General features: G+C 72.2%; 15 protein-coding genes. 1 reads left to right on the plus strand and 14 read right to left on the minus strand.

The genetic code is table 11. The features are described 5' to 3' along the window. Window positions 1-38: 38 nt before the first annotated feature. The 6 genes from OHU35_RS30635 to OHU35_RS30660 all read right to left on the minus strand — a co-directional run bounded on the left by OHU35_RS30635 (window position 39) and on the right by OHU35_RS30660 (window position 6,017). On the minus strand, window positions 39-1,160 hold the full coding sequence (locus OHU35_RS30635) for an LOG family protein (RefSeq protein WP_405507570.1): 1,122 nt from the start codon (window positions 1,158-1,160) through the stop codon (window positions 39-41). 24 nt (window positions 1,161-1,184) lie between these two features. Further along, a complete protein-coding gene (locus tag OHU35_RS30640; protein ID WP_189728040.1) occupies window positions 1,185-1,592 on the minus strand; it encodes a VOC family protein in 408 nt (135 codons plus the stop codon). Between the two features lie 112 nt (window positions 1,593-1,704). Further along, window positions 1,705-3,159, minus strand: a complete 1,455-nt coding sequence (locus OHU35_RS30645; RefSeq protein ID WP_189728042.1) for a hypothetical protein — start codon at window positions 3,157-3,159, stop codon at window positions 1,705-1,707. After that, window positions 3,141-3,890 carry an ABC transporter ATP-binding protein gene (locus OHU35_RS30650; RefSeq protein WP_189728044.1) on the minus strand — a complete coding sequence of 250 codons (750 nt, stop codon included), beginning with the start codon at window positions 3,888-3,890 and terminating at the stop codon, window positions 3,141-3,143. Before OHU35_RS30650 ends, OHU35_RS30645 begins: the two co-directional genes overlap by 19 nt. A gap of 206 nt (window positions 3,891-4,096) precedes the next feature. Then, window positions 4,097-5,464, minus strand: coding sequence for an aspartate aminotransferase family protein (locus OHU35_RS30655; RefSeq protein ID WP_189728237.1), 1,368 nt, complete (start codon window positions 5,462-5,464; stop codon window positions 4,097-4,099). Window positions 5,465-5,477: 13 nt separating this feature from the next. After that, entirely contained in the window at window positions 5,478-6,017 is a 540-nt protein-coding gene (locus OHU35_RS30660) for an Lrp/AsnC family transcriptional regulator (RefSeq protein ID WP_189728046.1), read from the minus strand. Window positions 6,018-6,181: 164 nt separating this feature from the next. On the opposite strand from OHU35_RS30660, the gene OHU35_RS30665 reads away from it, so the two are divergent. Continuing rightward, entirely contained in the window at window positions 6,182-7,621 is a 1,440-nt protein-coding gene (locus OHU35_RS30665) for a gamma-aminobutyraldehyde dehydrogenase (RefSeq protein WP_189728048.1), read from the plus strand. Between the two features lie 61 nt (window positions 7,622-7,682). Here OHU35_RS30665 and OHU35_RS30670 read toward each other — a convergent pair whose 3' ends face one another. Genes OHU35_RS30670 through OHU35_RS30705 form a run of 8 tightly spaced genes read right to left on the minus strand, consistent with a single transcriptional unit; the run spans window position 7,683 to window position 15,599 of the window. Next, on the minus strand, window positions 7,683-9,161 hold the full coding sequence (locus OHU35_RS30670) for an NADase-type glycan-binding domain-containing protein (protein WP_189728050.1): 1,479 nt from the start codon (window positions 9,159-9,161) through the stop codon (window positions 7,683-7,685). After that, window positions 9,158-9,724 (minus strand): phage tail protein, encoded by a 567-nt coding sequence (locus tag OHU35_RS30675; RefSeq protein WP_189728052.1) that lies wholly within the window; start codon window positions 9,722-9,724, stop codon window positions 9,158-9,160. The genes OHU35_RS30670 and OHU35_RS30675 overlap by 4 nt, the downstream gene beginning before the upstream one ends. Next, entirely contained in the window at window positions 9,724-11,685 is a 1,962-nt protein-coding gene (locus OHU35_RS30680; RefSeq protein WP_189728053.1) for a putative baseplate assembly protein, read from the minus strand. Before OHU35_RS30680 ends, OHU35_RS30675 begins: the two co-directional genes overlap by 1 nt. Further along, on the minus strand, window positions 11,685-12,107 hold the full coding sequence (locus OHU35_RS30685) for a GPW/gp25 family protein (protein ID WP_189728055.1): 423 nt from the start codon (window positions 12,105-12,107) through the stop codon (window positions 11,685-11,687). The genes OHU35_RS30680 and OHU35_RS30685 overlap by 1 nt, the downstream gene beginning before the upstream one ends. Window positions 12,108-12,138: 31 nt before the next feature. Next, the gene (locus tag OHU35_RS30690; protein ID WP_189728057.1) at window positions 12,139-14,046 is read right to left on the minus strand and encodes a VgrG-related protein; all 1,908 of its coding nucleotides are present in this window, start codon (window positions 14,044-14,046) and stop codon (window positions 12,139-12,141) included. Beyond that, window positions 14,046-14,771, minus strand: a complete 726-nt coding sequence (locus OHU35_RS30695) for a LysM peptidoglycan-binding domain-containing protein (protein ID WP_189728059.1) — start codon at window positions 14,769-14,771, stop codon at window positions 14,046-14,048. The genes OHU35_RS30690 and OHU35_RS30695 overlap by 1 nt, the downstream gene beginning before the upstream one ends. Before the next feature lie 14 nt (window positions 14,772-14,785). Beyond that, window positions 14,786-15,208: a phage tail protein gene (locus OHU35_RS30700; RefSeq protein WP_184598457.1), complete on the minus strand. Its 423-nt coding sequence runs from the start codon at window positions 15,206-15,208 to the stop codon at window positions 14,786-14,788. A gap of 16 nt (window positions 15,209-15,224) precedes the next feature. Further along, the gene (locus OHU35_RS30705; RefSeq protein ID WP_189728061.1) at window positions 15,225-15,599 is read right to left on the minus strand and encodes a hypothetical protein; all 375 of its coding nucleotides are present in this window, start codon (window positions 15,597-15,599) and stop codon (window positions 15,225-15,227) included. Window positions 15,600-17,288 lie beyond the last annotated feature (1,689 nt).

A 17,288-nucleotide genomic window follows, 5' to 3' on the forward strand; every position in this document is an offset into this window, starting at 1 on the left:
CGCATATGCAGCTTGCAAGCACTTGCTTTGCCTGCTTATTAACCGCCGAGGCGTTTCAACGCCCCCGGCGCCTCCTCGATCCGCTCGACCAGCGCGATCCGCGCCTCCATCGAACGCCCCCTGGCCAGCGACTGGAGCAGCGGCCACGTCGGCAGCTTCTCCGTCCAGTGCGCGCGGTTCACAAGCACCATGGGCGTCGGCTCGCCGCGCGACTCATAGTAGTTCGGCGTCGCGTTGTCGAAGATCTCCTGTACGGTGCCGGCGGCTCCCGGCAGGAACACCACGCCCGCGGTCGACCGGGCCAGCAGGCCGTCCTCGCGGGTGGCGTTGGCGAAGTACTTGGCGATGTGCGAGGCGAACGGGTTCGGCGGCTCGTGGCCGTAGAACCAGGTCGGGATGCCGACGGAGCGGCCGCCCCGCGGCCAGCGGGCGCGTATCTCGAAGGCCGCCGCCGCCCACTGGGTGATCGACGGCGTGAAGTGCGGTGCCTTGCCGAGCAGTTCCAGCGACTCGGTGAGCATCTCGTCGTCGAACGGGGCCGCGTACGCGCCGAGGTTCGCCGCCTCCATCGCGCCCGGGCCGCCGCCGGTGGCGACCGTGAGACCGGCGCGGGTCAGTTCGCGGCCGAGCCGCGCCGCCCCCGCGTACTCCTCGGTGCCCCGGGCCATCGCGTGGCCGCCCATCACGCCCACGACCCGGGCGCCGGACAGGAGTTCGTCGAGCGCGTCCGAGACGGAGTCGTCGTGGACCGCGCGCAGCATGGACGCGTAGATGTCGCCGTCGGCCTTGGTGCGCTGGAGCCAGGCGTAGGCGCGGGCGTCGGGCGTGGCCTCGTAGCCGTCCGGCAGTGACGCGAAGAGCTCGTCCGGCGAGTAGACCAGGCCGCGGTACGGATCGAAGGGCAGATCCGGGACGGGCGGAAAGACCAGGGCGCCGTCGCCGCGTATCTTCGCGGCCGCGTCCTCGCGCATCGCGCAGCCGAGGAAGATCGCGCCCGCCGTGTCCGTGGTGAGCAGTTCGCGCGTACGGTCCGTCAGGTCGACGGCCTGGACGCGGTGACCGGCGAGCGTGCCGCGCGCCGCGACGGTGGCGTCGAACTCCTCGAGCGTCTCGATCTCACGGTCGTCATGGTGGGCCGCATGGGCGGGCATCGTCTGCACCCGCCCATGCTGGCACAGCGGGTCTCAGCCCTGGACGGCCGCCGGGTCCATCCACACGACCTCGAAGGTGTGGCCGTCCGGGTCGTCGAAGGCGCGGCCGTACATGAAACCGTGGTCCTGGGTCTCGCCGGAGACGGAGCCGCCGGCCGCGACCGCCTTCTCCACGAGCTCGTCGACCTTCTCGCGGCTCTCCGAACTCAGCGCGATCAGCACCTCGCTGGTCGTCTTCGAGTCCGCGATCTCCTTCTTCGTGAACTGGCGGTACTTCTCCTCGGTGTGCACCATCACGACGATGGTCTCGCTGATCACGACCGAGGCGGTGGTGTCGTCGCTGAACTGCTCGTTGATCGTGTAGCCGAGTTCCGTGAAGAACTTCTTCGAGGCGGCGACGTCGCTGACACACAGGTTCACGAAGATCATCTGCTGGTACATGTGCGGTCTCTCCCATCGGGGCCGTGCCATCGGGTCCGTGTCGTTACGCGGGGATAGACCGGGGGTCCGCGCGGAACTCATCGCGGTCCGGAGATTTTTCTCCTACGAGTTCTCAGCGCGCCAGCGGCAGCGCCGCCAGCTCCGCGACCGTCAGGGTGAGCGGAGCGAACAGGGCGAGCAGCGCGCCCGCGCGCAGGGCCGCGGCACTGCGCAGCATGGTCGCGGGGGCGCCCAGGCGCAGCAGCGCGGAGGTGGTGTCGGCGCGGGCCTGCCGGGCCTCGACGGCGGCCGTCAGGAGCGTCGCGACGGTGCAGCCGGTCACGAGGAGCACGCCGAGGAGGGTGAGCGGACCGAGCGACAGTCCGTTCGGGGCGTGCAGCAGCGCCATCGCGTACGTGGCCGACAGCACCGCGCAGACCACGCCCAGGGGGCGGCCGATGCGGGTGGCCTCCGTCATGAGGATGCGGCCGGCCAGCAGCCGCAGGGCGCCGGGGCGGGCCGACTGGAGCAGCCGGCCGCACAGGTGGGTCAGGCCGGGACCGGCCAGGGCCAGGCCGACGGTGGCCAGCGTCCAGCCCGCCATGACGCCGGGGGAGGCGCCGGAGAAGGTGAGATCGGGCGCCGCGGGGGCGCTGCGGCTCGCGTAGGTCTCCACGGCGAGCCCCGCGGCCAGGACGGTGATGCCCCAGGGGAGGCCGGAGGGGGCGGCGGTGAGGGCGGCGTCGGCCGTGACGGCGTCCGGCGGCACCGCCTCGGAGGCCGCGGGGGCGTCGGCGGTGTCCGGTGCAGCGGCGGGCCGGGCGGACGGCCGAGCGGGGTCCTCGATCGTGCTCACCGCGCTCCCGGCGTCCGCGACGGTCGCAGCCGGGGCCGGTTCGCCGGTCCGCGCCTGCGGGGGGCCGCTCTGCTGCCCGGCGGGCTCGCCGGCGCCGGCGCCCCCGGGCCGGGTGATCTGCCGGCCGAAGCGGCCGTACGCCCCGAAGGTGTCGAGCGTGCTCGTGCGCCGATACGCGCCGAAGCGGCCGTACACCACCCGGGCCGCCGCGGCCGCCCGCTGCTCCCTGGGCCGCAGCGTCAGTACCACCGAGATCGACGCGCCCGCGGGCACGAGCGCCAGCAGCGTCAGGGCCCCCGGCAGCGGCAGCGGCTGGTCCGCGGCGAGGGCCTCGGCCGCCGCGCCGTCGAACGGCAGGCCCGTCAGGTCCCCCCGCAGGTGCAGGAAGACCAGCAGGGCCAGCATCGAGCCCAGGGTGCAGGACAGGGCCGTCGTCGTCGCCGAGACGGCCATCAGGCGCAGCGGGCCGAGGCCGATCGCGGAGAGGCCGGTGCGGGGCTTGGTGCCGGGATCGGTGCGGGCCACCGCGAGGGCGAAGTACAGCGTGGCGGCGAGGGGCGCCGCGCACCAGGCCAGGCGCAGCGCGGCGGCGCCGGGGGAGCCGGGGTGGCCCAGCGCGTAGCCCAGGGCGCAGAGCAGCAGGAAACCCGTGCCCGCCGAGGCCGCCGCGACCAGGAGGCGGCGCAGCTGGACGGCCGGGTGGGCGGCGCGGGTCAGACGGAGAGCGAGCACGCCGCCCGGCCTTCCGGCTCGGTGGTCTCGGCGACCGGCGGCAGGTGCACCGTCTGCACACGCCGCCCGTCGAGCAGGAAGACCGTGCGGTCGGCGAGGGCCGCGGTGTCCGGGTCGTGGGTGGCCAGGACGACCGTGATGCCGTGCGAGCGGGCCGCCGTGGTGAGGGTGCGCAGCGCGTGGGCGCGGTCGGCGCGGTGCAGGGGCGCCGTCGGCTCGTCGGCGAACAGGACCGAGGGCGCCGGGGCGAGTGCGCGGGCGATGCACACCCGCTGGCGCTCGGCCTGCTTCAGCTGGTGCGGGCGCTTGCGGGCGCCGTCGCCGATGTCCAGGCGCTCCAGCCACTCCAGGGCCGCTCTCTTGGCGCGGCGCCTGCTGGTGCCGCGCAGCATCAGCGGCAGGGCGGCGTTCTCCCAGGCGTTGAGTTCCGGGACCAGCGAGGGGACCGGGTCGATCCAGCCGAAGCGGTCGCGGCGCAGCCGCTCCCGGGTGAGGGCGCCCATGGTGTGCACGGGCACGCTGTTGAACCAGACCTCGCCGCGCCGGACGGGTGCCAGGCCGGACAGGCACCGCAGCAGGGTCGTCTTGCCGCTGCCGCGCGGGCCGCTGACGGCGAGGATCTCGCTCTCCCGGACGCCGAGGGAGACGCCGCAGAGCGCGGGCGAGCCGTCATGGTGCTGGAAGTGCAGGGCGCGTGCCCAGAGCACGTCGTTGTCCGGCGGGGCCTCCATGGGCGTACACCTCGGTTCAGATCCGTAGTTCCCGTGCCATCCCCCGTGCGGGGGAACGAAGGCGGGGCCGATCAGTCACTGCGCACGCTAGGCAGCAGGAGGCGGGAGGCCGGACAGCACGCGGCCCCGGGCCGCCGTTTCTCACTCGAACGGGCGGCACCGGGGCTGGTGTTGATCGTCCAGTCAGACGATCGGGGTGACGATGCTCAGAGCTTCGTCCAGGCCTCCGAGAGGGTGGCCCGCAGGATCTGCTCGATCTCGTCGAACGTCGACTGGTCGGAGATCAGCGGCGGGGCGAGCTGAACGACCGGGTCGCCGCGGTCGTCGGCGCGGCAGTACAGGCCGTTGTCGTACAGCGCCTTGGAGAGGAAGCCGTACAGGACGCGCTCCGTCTCCTCGTCGTTGAAGGACTCCTTGGTGTTCTTGTCCTTGACCAGCTCGATGCCGTAGAAGAAGCCGTTGCCGCGGACGTCGCCGACGATCGGCAGGTCGTGGAGCTTCTCCAGGGTGGAGCGGAACGCGCCCTCGTTGTCGAGGACGTGCTGGGGGAGGTTCTCGCGCTCGAACAGGTCGAGGTTGGCGAGGCCCACGGCCGCGGAGACCGGGTGGCCGCCGAACGTGTAGCCGTGCAGGAAGGTGTTGTCGCCCTTGTAGAACGGCTCGGCCAGTCGGTCGGAGATGATGCACGCGCCGATCGGGGAGTAGCCCGAGGTCATGCCCTTGGCGCAGGTGATCATGTCCGGGATGTAGTCGAACTTGTCGCAGGCGAAGATCGTGCCCAGCCGGCCGAAGGCGCAGATGACCTCGTCGGACACGAGCAGTACGTCGTGCCGGTCGCAGATCTCGCGGACGCGCTGGAAGTAGCCGGGCGGGGGCGGGAAGCAGCCGCCCGCGTTCTGCACCGGCTCCAGGAAGACCGCGGCCACCGTGTCCGGGCCCTCGAAGAGGATCTGCTGCTCGATCTGGTCGGCGGCCCAGCGGCCGAAGGCCTCCGGGTCGTCGCCGAAGAGCGGGGCGCGGTAGATGTTGGTGTTCGGGACCTTGTGCGCGCCCGGGACCAGCGGCTCGAACGGGGCCTTCAGGCCCGGCAGGCCGGTGATGGACAGGGCGCCCTGCGGGGTGCCGTGGTAGGCGACCGCACGGGAGATGACCTTGTGCTTGGTGGGCTTGCCGACCAGCTTGAAGTACTGCTTGGCGAGCTTCCAGGCGGTCTCGACGGCCTCGCCGCCGCCGGTGGTGAAGAAGACCTTGTTCAGGTCGCCCGGCGCGTGGTGCGCGAGGCGCTCGGCCAGCTCGACGGCCTTGGGATGGGCGTAGGACCACACCGGGAAGAACGCCAGCTCCTGCGCCTGCTTGAAGGCGGTCTCGGCGAGCTCGACGCGGCCGTGCCCGGCCTGCACCACGAACAGTCCGGCGAGACCGTCCAGGTAGCGCTTGCCCTGGTCGTCGTAGATGTAGGTGCCCTCGCCACGGACGATGGTGGGTACGGGGGCCTTCTCGTACGACGACATGCGCGTGAAGTGCATCCACAGGTGGTCGTACGCGGACTGGGAGAGGTCCTTGCTCACGGCTATCGGGTCCTCACGGTTATCGGGTTCCCCACATGTAGGTCTGCTTCTTGAGCTTGAGGTAGACGAAGCTCTCCGTCGAGCGCACTCCGGGCACGGCCCGAATGCGCTTGTTGATGACCTCGAGGAGGTGGTCGTCGTCCTCGCAGACGATCTCCACCATCAGGTCGAAGGAGCCTGCGGTCATCACCACGTACTCGCATTCGGGCATGGCCGTCAGCGCCTCCGCGACCGACTCCACGTCGCCCTCGACGTTGACGCCGACCATCGCCTGTCTGCGGAAGCCCACGGTGAGCGGGTCCGTGACGGCGACGATCTGCATCACGCCCTGGTCGAGCAGCTTCTGGACGCGCTGGCGCACGGCCGCCTCGGAGAGGCCGACGGCCTTGCCGATGGCGGCGTACGGCCGGCGGCCGTCCTCCTGGAGCTGTTCGATGATGGCGAGGGAGACGGCGTCCAGCTGGGGCGAGCTGCCGTTCCTGGACTCGCGGGAGGACTCGCGGAGTTCCCGCGACCCCTTCTGATCTGCGCTTCGACTGGCCACGAGCTCACTGTGCACGAGGTCTCGTCACTTCCGCAAGGCGTGATCGATGAAATCCGTTGTTTTGATTGCCTAACCCTGCGGATTCCGCACGAATGAAGGGAGCGGGGGTGTTGAAAACGTGGACCGGGCGACTAGGGTGGGTGTCTCAAGTACTGGACATCCGAACTGGAGGGCCGGCAGTGAGCACCGAGCTTCGTCGTCTGCGCAACTACATCGGCGGTGAGTTCCGGGACGCCGCCGACGGACGGACCACCGAGGTGGTCAATCCCGCGACGGGTGAGGCGTACGCGACCGCTCCGCTGTCCGGGCAGGCGGACGTGGACGCCGCGATGGCGGCGGCCGCCGAGGCCTTTCCCGGCTGGCGCGACACCACGCCCGCCGAGCGTCAGAAGGCCCTGCTGAAGATCGCGGACGCCTTCGAGGAGCGCGCCGAGGAGCTGATCGCGGCCGAGGTGGAGAACACGGGCAAGCCCATCGGGCTGACCCGCTCCGAGGAGATCCCGCCGATGGTCGACCAGATCCGCTTCTTCGCGGGCGCGGCGCGGATGCTGGAGGGCCGCTCGGCCGGCGAGTACATGGAGGGCCTGACCTCCATCGTCCGCCGTGAGCCGGTCGGTGTCTGCGCGCAGGTCGCGCCGTGGAACTACCCGATGATGATGGCCGTGTGGAAGTTCGCCCCGGCGCTCGCGGCGGGCAACACCGTCGTCCTGAAGCCGTCGGACACCACCCCGGCCTCGACGGCCCTCATGGCCGGGATCATCGGCTCGATCGTCCCCAAGGGCGTCTTCAACGTCATCTGCGGCGACCGCGACACCGGCCGCATGATGGTCGAGCACGACACCCCGGCGATGGCCTCCATCACCGGCTCGGTGCGCGCCGGCATGCAGGTCGCCGAGTCCGCCTCCAAGGACCTCAAGCGCGTCCACCTGGAGCTGGGCGGCAAGGCGCCCGTCGTGGTCTTCGAGGACACCGACATCGCGAAGGCCGTCGAGGACATCTCGGTCGCGGGCTACTTCAACGCCGGGCAGGACTGTACGGCCGCCACGCGCGTGCTCGTCCACGAGTCCATCCACGACGAGTTCGTCTCCGCCCTGGCGAAGGCCGCCGCCGAGACGAAGACGGGGCAGCCGGACGACGAGGACGTGCTGTTCGGCCCGCTCAACAACCCCAACCAGCTCAAGCAGGTCGAGGGCTTCATCGAGCGGCTGCCCGCGCACGCGCGCGTGGAGGCCGGCGGCAAGCGCGTCGGCGACAAGGGCTACTTCTTCGCGCCCACCGTCGTCTCGGGCCTGAAGCAGGACGACGAGATCATCCAGAACGAGATCTTCGGCCCGGTCATCACCGTCCAGTCCTTCTCCGACGAGGAGCAGGCCGTGACGTGGGCCAACGGCGTCGAGTACGCGCTCGCCTCCTCCGTGTGGACCAAGGACCACGGCCGCGCGATGCGCATGTCCAAGAAGCTCGACTTCGGCTGCGTGTGGATCAACACGCACATCGCGCTGGTCGCCGAGATGCCGCACGGCGGCTTCAAGAAGTCCGGCTACGGCAAGGACCTCTCGGCGTACGGCTTCGACGACTACACGCGCATCAAGCACGTGATGACGTCGCTGGACGCCTAGTCACCCGGTCGACGCCGCGGCCCCGGACGGGTGGTTTCCGTCCGGGGCCGCGGTGCGCGGCTCAGGTGCTGTTCGCGCTCGACGGGCCGAAGAACTCGATCTCCGCGATGGCGACCTGCTTCTTCGCCGAGATGCCGTGGGCGGACTCGATGGTGAAGCGGACGGCGGTGACCGCGCCCACGCGGAAGGCACGCCGCTGGGGGCCCGCTCCCTGGTCGAGGGTGATCTGACGGGTCGTCTTCTTGCCGTCGGCCCCGGTGATCGTGGCCTCGACGCGGTGCGGGAGCGCCGACTCGCGGAGCTTGTCGGGACGGATGGAGACGCCCGGGGTGATGATCAGGTCCAGGAGCCGGGTCGGCTGGTCGAAACGGGCCTCCACCCACTGGCCCTTGCCCGACTCGGAGACGCCCGGGCCCCACCAGGTGTCGTTGAGCTTGTCGAAGGCCAGGTCCGGCTTGTGGCCCGGGAAGTAGCGGGACGCGGCGTAGCGGTCCGGGGACACCTCGGCGCGCTTGGCGAAGTGGTCGCGGGTGGCCTGGATGCCCTGGGGGATGTTGATCACCAGAACGATCAGCAGGGACAGCACGATCACGATGCCCAGCCAGGACAGGACACGGTCGAAGGTACGGCGCAGCCGGGGGCGGTCGCCCGCCCACGGGGCCTCCTGGCTGCCGAAGGGGCCGAGCCTTCGCCACCAGGGGAGCCGGACCGGGCCGGCCGGTCCGTCACCGGCCATGGGCATCGCGCACCGGGCGCAGAAGTGCCGCTCGGGCCGGTTGCGGGTGGCACACCACGGGCAGGGGGCGCCGCCGTCCATGCCGTGTTCCTGACCGGGGGCGCGTACGGCCTGCGGGCGCTGGGGCTCGGGGCGGCCGGGCAGGACCGGGGTGACGGAGGGGTGCGGGTCGGGCTGGGGTTCGGGGTCCCCGACCGGTATGAGGAGGCTGCGGGCACGGTCGGTCATGCCGTGTGTGTCGGCGTCGGCGTCGGCGGGGTGCGGGGTCTGGGTGGCCGGGGGGACGGGTTCGGTGGGGGCGGTTTCGTCCGGGGGCGGGGTGGTCGGGGAGGGGGATTCGGGGGTGGTGGTGCCGGGGTCGGCGGTGGTGTGGGGGCCGGCGGGGTGGTCGTCGGGTGTGCCGTGGTGGTCCGGATGGCGGGGGGCCGCTTCGGGGGTGGCGGCGGCGCGGGCGGAGGCCTGTTGCGTCGCCGTGCCCGTGCCCGTGCCCAGCCGGTCGCGGGGTGTGCGGGCCAGACCCGCCCCGCCGTCCGGCCGGGCGAAGGCGTCCCAGCCGGGCTCGGGCGAGGGGGCGCCGCCGCCGCCCGACTCGCCGTTGGCGGCTCTGGCGTGCTCGGACGACCTGGGCGGCACAGCCGGCTCGGACGCCGGGGCCGGTTGCGAGGGCCGGGCGGCCTCGGCGCGGGGGCCGGTGCCGCTGGCCGGGCGGTCCGTCCAGCTCAGTACCGCCCCGCAGGCGTCGCAGAAGGACTGGCCCGGTTCCGCGCGGGTGCCGCAGTCGGCGCAGTTCTGGGGGGTTGTCATGTCTCCCGGGTCCTTTCGGCGGGGGCACCGGCGGTCACCTGGACCGTGTACGGCATATGAGCGGGGCGGGCGGCGGACACGAGGGTCTCCAGGCGGTAGTGGTCCGCGCGGGTCGGGGCGGGAAGTCGTAGGTGGACGTGCAGACGGGGGCGGGGCGCGCCGGGGAACGGGCCGAGCGGCCGGGCGCTCCACGCGGCGCCGCCGCTCTCGGTGATCTCGGGCTCCACGCCGAACGCGAGCCGGACCGCCTCGGACAGCCCGCGCCGGGTGCCGCGGATGCGGTGCAGATACGCGGCGGCCGCCACGGCCGCCCGCAGACGCGCTTCGGGTTCGTCGCCCGCGGTCTCCGCGCCGACCCAACTCCCCAGCCACTGGGTGAAGTCCAGCGGGGTGAGGGACGGGCGGAAGTAGGTGTCGAGACAGTCCAGCACGCTCAGGATCGGGGCGATCACGTCGTCGAGCCCGGCGACGAACCGCTGGGCCAGGTCGTCGTCGGCGAAGACGGCCGGCAGCATCGTGCCGATCGGCGCGGAGGATCCGAGGCCGTCGATCGAGCCCCTCATCAGGAACCGTCTCCGATCACCCGGACGCGGTGGTCGAACGAGAACACCAGCGACGGCGCGGACAGATCGATCCGGTCCGTCGGCTCGCCGCGTTTGCCGGTGAGCGGGTCCGCGGGGTGCAGGACCACCTCGTCGACCAGCTCCACCCCCGGCACGCGTTGCAGCACCGCGAACACCTCCCCGGCCTGCACGGGCCGCCCGAACCGCCAGCCGGTGCCGTCCGTGCCGCCGGTCAGCGGATCGAGGTGCCGGTAGAGGGCGTCGTGCACCTCCCGGCGCACCCGGTCGGTGTCGACACCCCGGAAGGCATGCACCGTGGCCACCACGGTGACGCCCTGGTAGTACGGCGGTCCCACCGCCAACCGGGTCCCGATCAGGCGCCGTTCGTCCAGGTGCCGGGTGATGCGGTCCAGCAGCGCGTCGCCGGGCACGAGTTGTTCGAAGCGCAGTCGGCCGCCGGGGTCCGGCACGGCCTGCGGCACGACCAGCACCCGTACCGCGTAGGCCCCGTGCTCGCCCTCCTCGCCCTCCAGGCAGGTGATGCGAGCCGTCTCCGGGGCGGCGCGGCGGGCCAGTTCCTCGTAGTCGCGCAGCGTCACGGCACGCTCCTGGGCGCGCAGGGTGATCGGGGCCCGGACCTTCGCCTCCTCCACCGTCTCCCCGTCCACGCCGCCGCGCGCGGCCTCGCGGTTGACGACCTCGGAGACGTACGGGATGGAGCTGCGCAGGACCTGTACGGCGCCGCGCGCCACATTGCCCGCGCGCCCGCCGCCCGTGCGGTAGCGGCGGGCCCGGACGGGGGCGCCCTTGGGGGCGACCATCCCGTACTGCCGCAGGGATCCGTCGGGTTCGCGCACGGCCGGGCCGAAGGCGATCTCGCCGGTCGTGGCGTCGAGGGTGATGTGCCGGTCGTACGGCCCGGAGCCCGCGAAGTTAGGGACGACCCGCCAGTCCGTCCAGCCGTCGTGCTCGGCGGTCTGCAGCAGCACCGGCGGGTCGTCGCCGACCACGGGCGCGTGCACCAGGCGCAGCCGCTGGCCCGGCAGCCCGGTGGACTCGCCGAGCGCCTCGTCGTACACGGTCTCGGCGTGCACGGCGGCCGTCGTGCCGCCGATCGTGAAGGCCTCGGCGGCGCGCACGGTGGGCGAGGTGGTGTAGAAGGGCTGGTTCGGCCGGGGGTCGGTGACCCGGCAGCGCAGCCAGCCGGCCTCCTGGCCGGCGTTGCGGGACAGCACATGCCCGCCGGGGATGTGCAGGACCACCTCGCCGGGCCGGTTCAGGCCGCCCGTGCCGTCCCGGTCGACCTCACAGGGCTGCCAGCCGTCCGCGGTCCACGCCTCCCACACCAGCGGCGGCTGGCGCGGGTCCACGCCGACGCCGTCCACCCGGCTGTCCAGGTCCAGGGCGACCGCGCAGTGCGGGACCGCGGCGGTCAGGCCGAACAGCACGGCGTCACCGGGGCCGGGCGACTCGGCGAAGCACAGCAGGTCCTTGTCCTCCTCGGCGAGGTCGGAGGTCCGGTCGACCATCGGCTCACCCCGGTGCTGCACCAGCAGATGACGCAACGCGCAGGGCACCACCGTCAGTTCGCGCTCGGTGCCGAAGACCACCGCCTCCTCGCTCTCGGTGCGCAGCGTGGCGACCTCCGTGCCGACCGGCACCCACACCGCCTCCTCCTGCGGGGCCGACAGCCAGAACGTCACCTCGGTGCGGGCCGCGGACGGCGGGAACAGGGTGATCCCGACGAGGTCCAGGAACGCCAGGTGGTTCTTCTCCGGCACCCGGTTGAGCCGGTAGACGATCTGGTCGGCCATGTGGGCGACCGTCTCGACGAGGGTGACGCCGGGGTCGGAGACGTTGTGGTCCGTCCACTCCGGGGCGCGCTGCTGGATGTAGCGCTTGGCGTCGTCGACGAACTGCTGGAAGCGGCGGTCGTCGAGGTTGGGGGAGGGCAGTGCCATCAGCGGTCGCTTTCGGGGGCGTCGGGCTCGTCGTGGGACGGAATGACGTAGAAGGGGAAGACCAGGCTGCGCGGGTTGTTGGTGCCGCGGATCGAGTACCGGACGTCGATGTAGAGGACGCTCTGGTCGGTGCCGGCGCTGACCTCGACGTCGTCGACCTCGATGCGCGGCTCCCAGCGGTCCAGGCTGGCGTACACCTCGTGCTGGATACGGCCCGCGGTCTGCTCGTTGACCGGCGCGAACACCAGGTCGTGGATCGCGCAGCCGAAGTCCGGCCGCATCGGCCGCTCGCCCGGCGCGGTCGACAGGACCAGCCGGATCGCCTCCTCGATCTCCCGCTCCCCGCTGACCAGCGCGATTCCGCCGGTCGGCCCGATGCGCAGCGGGAACGACCAGCCGGACCCGACGAACTGCTCGGCCATCAGAACCACACCCTGTCTTCTCTGGAAACGGTCACGGGATCGGCATCGGCACGGGAATGGTGGTGACGCCGAACACCTTCGAACCGATGAGGGTGGTCGGGGACTTGATCGTCGTGTTCGCGAGCGAGTTGATCTGCACGGTGCCGACGCCGGTGAGGTTCGCGACGCCCTTCGCGTCCAGGTTCAGGGCGCCCAGCGCGTTCACGCTGATCGCTCCGGCGGCCCGCATGTTGACCACCCCGCCGCCCTGGATGGTGAGCGGACCGCCGCTCTTGAGGGTCAGGCTGCGCCGGGCGCTGAGCAGGAGATCGGCGCCGGCCTCCACCGACACCGACCGGCTGCCCTTGATGGTGACCGAACCCTTGCTGTCCACGACGATCTCGGTGTTCGTCCGGTCCAGGTTGATGACCAGCTGCTTGTCGCCGGAGGCCAGCCGGACACCCTGCTTGCGCAGGCCGGTCTTCTGGCTGAGCAGGTCCATCCGGTTGCCGTCCCGGTCCGAGACGGTGTGCCGGCTCGCCTTCTTGCGCACGGTGTCGTGCAGCGGCACGTCGTGCACGGGCGTCGGCTTGTCCTTGCCGTTGTAGAGCCCGCCGATGACGAAGGGGTGGTCGAGGGCTCCCCGGTCGAACGCGACGAGCACCTCGTCGTTGACGTCCATCGGGAAGATGCCACCGCCGCCCAGACCGCCCCACTGCACGGTCCGCGTCCAGTCGCTGACATAGCTGTCGTCCAGCCAGGGGAACTGCAACCGGACCCGCCCCTGCTTGAGCGGGTCGTTCACATCGGTGACCAGGGCGTTGGCCACGCTCGGCAGCCGCGGCGAGCTGTCGGCGCCGCCGGAGGCGAGCCCGTACAGCGACCGCCACTGCCGCCCGCTGACCGTCACCCACGCCTCGTAGTGCTTGCCGTCGCCGAAGACATGCCGCACGGACGTGGCCGTGTACTTGCCCTCGAAGGGCTGCCCGACGTCCGAGAGCGTCACCGGAACTCCCGGGCGCAGCTTGGGATTTCCGCGCGCGACGACCTCCATCTCGGCGAACGAGGAAGTGAGGTCGTCGGCGAGGGCGTCGGCGGCGAACTTCACCTCGTTCTGCCGGTCGTACGGCGTGCTCGTCTCGACCAGCTTGGCCGGCTTGAACTTGCCGGCCGCCGCGCCGGGTGTCGTGCCGATGCCGATGCCCGGGTTGTCGGTGGCGGGCGCGGTCGCCGTCAGCTTCTTCTTCGTCGTGACGTCCCAGCCCCGCGACTCGACCTTGCCGACCTGGTCGGCGGCGGTGACGGCGGAGCGCAGCCGCAGGATGTCGCGCCCGGCCTGGAGCACGAACGGGCTCCGGTCGCCGTCGGTGCTCGGCGAGGGCGCCCCGGACGACGGCTTCGGCTTCACGAACTGGAAATTGCCGTCCGCGTCGACGGACATCACCATCTCGTTCTCGTCGGCGAGCCGGGCGAGGAAGTCCCAGTCGGTGACGTTCGACTGGCTGATGAACTCGTACACCGTCTTCGTCGACTGCACCCGCCCCACCGGCACCCCGCCCTGCGCGGCGAGCTTGCGCGCGATGTCCGACGCGCTCTGGTTGCGGTAGGCGGCCACCCGGCGGCGGCGCAGCAGACGGTGCCCGAGGTCGTAGCCGCGGATCACGGTGAAGGTGCCCGTGCCGTCGTAGTCGGCCTCCAGACCGGTGACCTCGCCGGTCAGCAGCGGGTCGGCGGCGCCCTGGCCGTCGGACACCGGCGCGATGACCACCGGGGTGCCGAAGGTGACCTTCAGATCGCGCAGGAGGATCCGGTACGGGTCCCGGAACGTCAGCCGGAACGCGGCCGGCACCCCGGCGCCCTGGTCGACGTAGCTGTCGACCAGCGCCCGGGCGAAATCGGGCGGCAGCTTGGCGCCCCCGAGCTTCACCTCGACGACGTTGGAGAACGCGGACTGCACCATTACGGACGTACCTCCTCGGCGGCGGGCAGCACCAGTTCCGCACCGGCGGGCAGCCGGGACGGGTCGTCGATGCCGTTGGCCTCGGCGATCGAGCGCCAGGCGGCGGCGTTGCCGTACTCCCGCCAGGCCAGCGACTGCAGCGAGTCGCCCGCCACGACCCGGTGCACGCGCTGCGCGGTGAGCGCGCCCGACGTCGGGTTCTGCCTCTTGGTCTTGCTGGGGATCTCGTGCAGCTGGAGCCGGCAGGTGGCACGGATGGGCACGCCGGTCGTGCCGAAGAGGGAGTACGTCGCCTCCACCGAGCTCACGTACGCCGTGAACCGGGCCGTGGAGAACGACCCCCACTGGAACACCACCCAGGGCGGCGACGGCTGCTTCGCGGCGATGCTGGCGTTGGTCACCTCGCAGCACGCGAGCAGCGACTCCACCTTCTTCAGCACGGTGTTGCCGGTCGGCCTGGCGGAGGAGTCGAGGAAGATCTCCACGCCCATCTCCCGCGCCTCGGCGCCCATGAACTCCGGCAGGGCGCCGTCCCGTTCGATCTGCGCGGGCGTCGACTTCCACTGGGCGCGGCGGGTCAGGGACAGCTGCGCGGGATTGAAGTCGAAGCCGAAGGTCTTGATGATCCCGCCGGGCGTGGTGCTCTTGCCGACGGGGGGCTCGTGGATCGCGAGCGTCGCCCTGACGAGGCTCTTTCCGGCGCCCCTGCTGCTGGCTCTTGCCATGTCGTGATGCCCCTTCAGTCCGTGAACCCGTGGTGGGCGATCTCCAGGACCTCGGTCGCCACGGCCGGGTTGGCGGGGTCCAGGCTGGGACCGCTCCAGCTCACCGGCAGCACCTCGATCAGCCCCCAGCGGGCCACCTCCGAACCGTCCGCGCGCAGCGCCGCGATCTGGGCGGTGGGCCGCTTGATCCCCGTCTGCACGGACGAGATCCACTTGGCGACCTTCGTGGTGTCCGGGGTGAGCGGGCGGGTCAGCCGGATGGTGGAGAAGGTGACACGGGTGGGCAGCTGCCAGACGAACCCGTTGTTGCCGCCCTCCTGGCGCTGCTCGACCTCCACCTGGGACGACAGCCCTTCGCATCCGTTGAAGTAGCCGAGGCTCTCACCGTCGATGCTGAGGGTGAACCAGATGGTGGAGCCCGGGTCCTGGCGGGACATCGAGGGCCTTTCTGTATCAGTGGCGGGGGTCGCGGAGTCGGCCGATCCGCTCGCGGTCCATGCGGAGTTCCGTGCGGATCAGCCGGGTGATGCGGCCGATGAGGCGGTGGACCAGTTCGTCGAGCTGGAAGTCGGTGAGCTCACGGGGGTCGAAGCCGCCGTTCGGGATCTCCGTGTAGGCGGGCGGGGGCGGTTGGTTCGAGGACGCGGAGGCGGCTGCGGATGCGGCTGCGGATTCCGAGTACGGGGGTGGAGAGCTCTGGGGTGGTGTGGTCTGGGTGGTGAGGGTGTTGGCGATGGTGGCGGCCGCCGCGGCCGCGAGGGCGCCGGTGGTGTTCTTGGGGGCGTTCTTGGTCGTGGTCTTCGGCTTCTTCCAGAAGCGTTGGACCACGGGGAGAGAGGAGGTGGGGGTGTGGGTGGCCGGGGGTGTCGGTGGTTGTGGGGCTGTGTTCACGGGGGCGCCCAGCGGGGGGCGGCGGGGTGTGGTGGGTGTGGCGGGGAGGGGTGGTGCCGGCTGTTGGGGTGAGGCGGTGGGCTGTGGGGTGATGGGTGCGCCGAGGCCGAGATGGGGGGTTCGGCGTGTGGCGGGGGGCTGTGCGGGGCCGGGTGCGGTGGTGCGGTTGGGCGACGGGGTGGTGGGAGGGAGGGCTGCTCGCTGAACGGTGCGCGCTGACGGCAGTGGAGCGGCGGTTGCTTCGGCAGCGGGTGCTGCGGGCGCGGGGCCGTGGGGTGGCTGCGGTTCGGGGGCGGTAGGGGAGGGAGCGACGCCGGTGGGTGCCGGAGCAGGCCTGTCGGCAGGGGGCCGTGGTGGTGCGACGGGGGCGCCTGCTGTCGGGGTGGGAGCGGGGGAGTTGGCCCGGCTGTCGTTGGCAGGTGCCGGTGCGGTGTCGCCGGGGCGTGCCGTAGCGCCGTGGCTGAACTGTGGGCGTGGCGGTCGGGCGGGGGTGGCTTGTTGGCGTTGGACCGTCTGGGCCGGGCTGGTGCTGGTGCTGGTGCTGGTGCGGGCAGGCGCGGGGGCCGGTGGGGTGGGGGTGCCTGTGGGCGGTGTGGGCCCGCCGGGGAGTGTGGGGCGGTTGCCGAGCTGTGGGGGTGGGGCGGGGGTGCCCGTCGGCGGTGTGGGTGTGGTGGGTGTCGTGTGGCTGTCCCGGCCGGGTGCCGGTGTGGTCTTGCCGAGCTGTGGGCGTGGTGGTCGGGCGGGGGTGGCCTGTTGGCGTTGGACCGTCGGGGCCGCGCTGGTGCTGGTGCTGGTGCTGGTGTGGGTGCGGGCAGGCGTGGGGAGCGGTGAGGTGGGGGTGCCTGTCGGCGGTGTAGGACCGGCGGTGGGTGTGGTGCGGTTGGGGGCGGTGCCGCCGGTGGGTGTTGCGGTGCCGTTGCCGGGCTGTGGGCGTGGGGGTGGGGCGGGGGTGCCCGTCGGCGGTGTGGGTGTGGTGGGTGTCGTGTGGCTGTTCCGGCCGGGTGCCGGTGCGGTGTTGCCGGGGGCTGACGGCGTAGCGGCGTTGCTCGCCTGCGTGCGTCGTGGCGTCTGGGCGGGGGTGGCCGGGGTGTGAATCGGTCCGGTGCCCGTGCCGGTGGGCGACGGCTGGGGGCGGGCAGGGGTGGCCAGGCGTCGTTGGACGGGCGGAGTCGGTGCGGCTGCGGCGTCGGCCGTGCTGTGTGCGGACTTGCCCGGCAGCGACGGAGCGCCGGTGGGCCCTTGCGCCCCGGCCGGTCCTGACGGCGGCGTCACCGCACCCGGCCGGGGCACGGCCCCCTTCGGCCGCGTGGGCGCTGCCTCCGCAGCCGGGCTGTTCGTCGTACGGCTCGTGACGGCCGGGCCCGACGGGAGGCCGTCGCCTCGGTCGGTGGTGGCCGGGGTGTTGCCGCGGTCTGCATCGGCGGGGCTGGTGACCGAGCGCTGCACAGAGGCCGGGGTCGTGGGCGCGGGTGTGTGAACTTCCGCCCCACTGCTGCCGGTTGACGCGCTGGAGGTGGCGTCCGCCGCTGTGACGCCTTCGGGCCTCGCGGTCCGCCGTGTCGCCGGGAGCGTCCGTCGCTGTACCGGTGCCGTTCCTGACTGCGTCCTCGTCAGGGAGTTGGGCCG

This window comes from Streptomyces purpurascens (assembly GCF_045040895.1).
GTDB lineage: Bacteria > Actinomycetota > Actinomycetes > Streptomycetales > Streptomycetaceae > Streptomyces > Streptomyces purpurascens.

Coding starts and splice junctions, on each gene's coding strand:
- OHU35_RS30640 (WP_189728040.1), bottom strand. CDS start 1,592: ATGTACCAGCAGATGATCTTCGTGAACCTGTGTGTCAGCGACGTCGCC.
- OHU35_RS30650 (WP_189728044.1), bottom strand. CDS start 3,890: ATGGAGGCCCCGCCGGACAACGACGTGCTCTGGGCACGCGCCCTGCAC.
- OHU35_RS30670 (WP_189728050.1), bottom strand. CDS start 9,161: ATGACAACCCCCCAGAACTGCGCCGACTGCGGCACCCGCGCGGAACCG.
- OHU35_RS30675 (WP_189728052.1), bottom strand. CDS start 9,724: ATGAGGGGCTCGATCGACGGCCTCGGATCCTCCGCGCCGATCGGCACG.
- OHU35_RS30680 (WP_189728053.1), bottom strand. CDS start 11,685: ATGGCACTGCCCTCCCCCAACCTCGACGACCGCCGCTTCCAGCAGTTC.
- OHU35_RS30685 (WP_189728055.1), bottom strand. CDS start 12,107: ATGGCCGAGCAGTTCGTCGGGTCCGGCTGGTCGTTCCCGCTGCGCATC.
- OHU35_RS30690 (WP_189728057.1), bottom strand. CDS start 14,046: ATGGTGCAGTCCGCGTTCTCCAACGTCGTCGAGGTGAAGCTCGGGGGC.
- OHU35_RS30695 (WP_189728059.1), bottom strand. CDS start 14,771: ATGGCAAGAGCCAGCAGCAGGGGCGCCGGAAAGAGCCTCGTCAGGGCG.
- OHU35_RS30700 (WP_184598457.1), bottom strand. CDS start 15,208: ATGTCCCGCCAGGACCCGGGCTCCACCATCTGGTTCACCCTCAGCATC.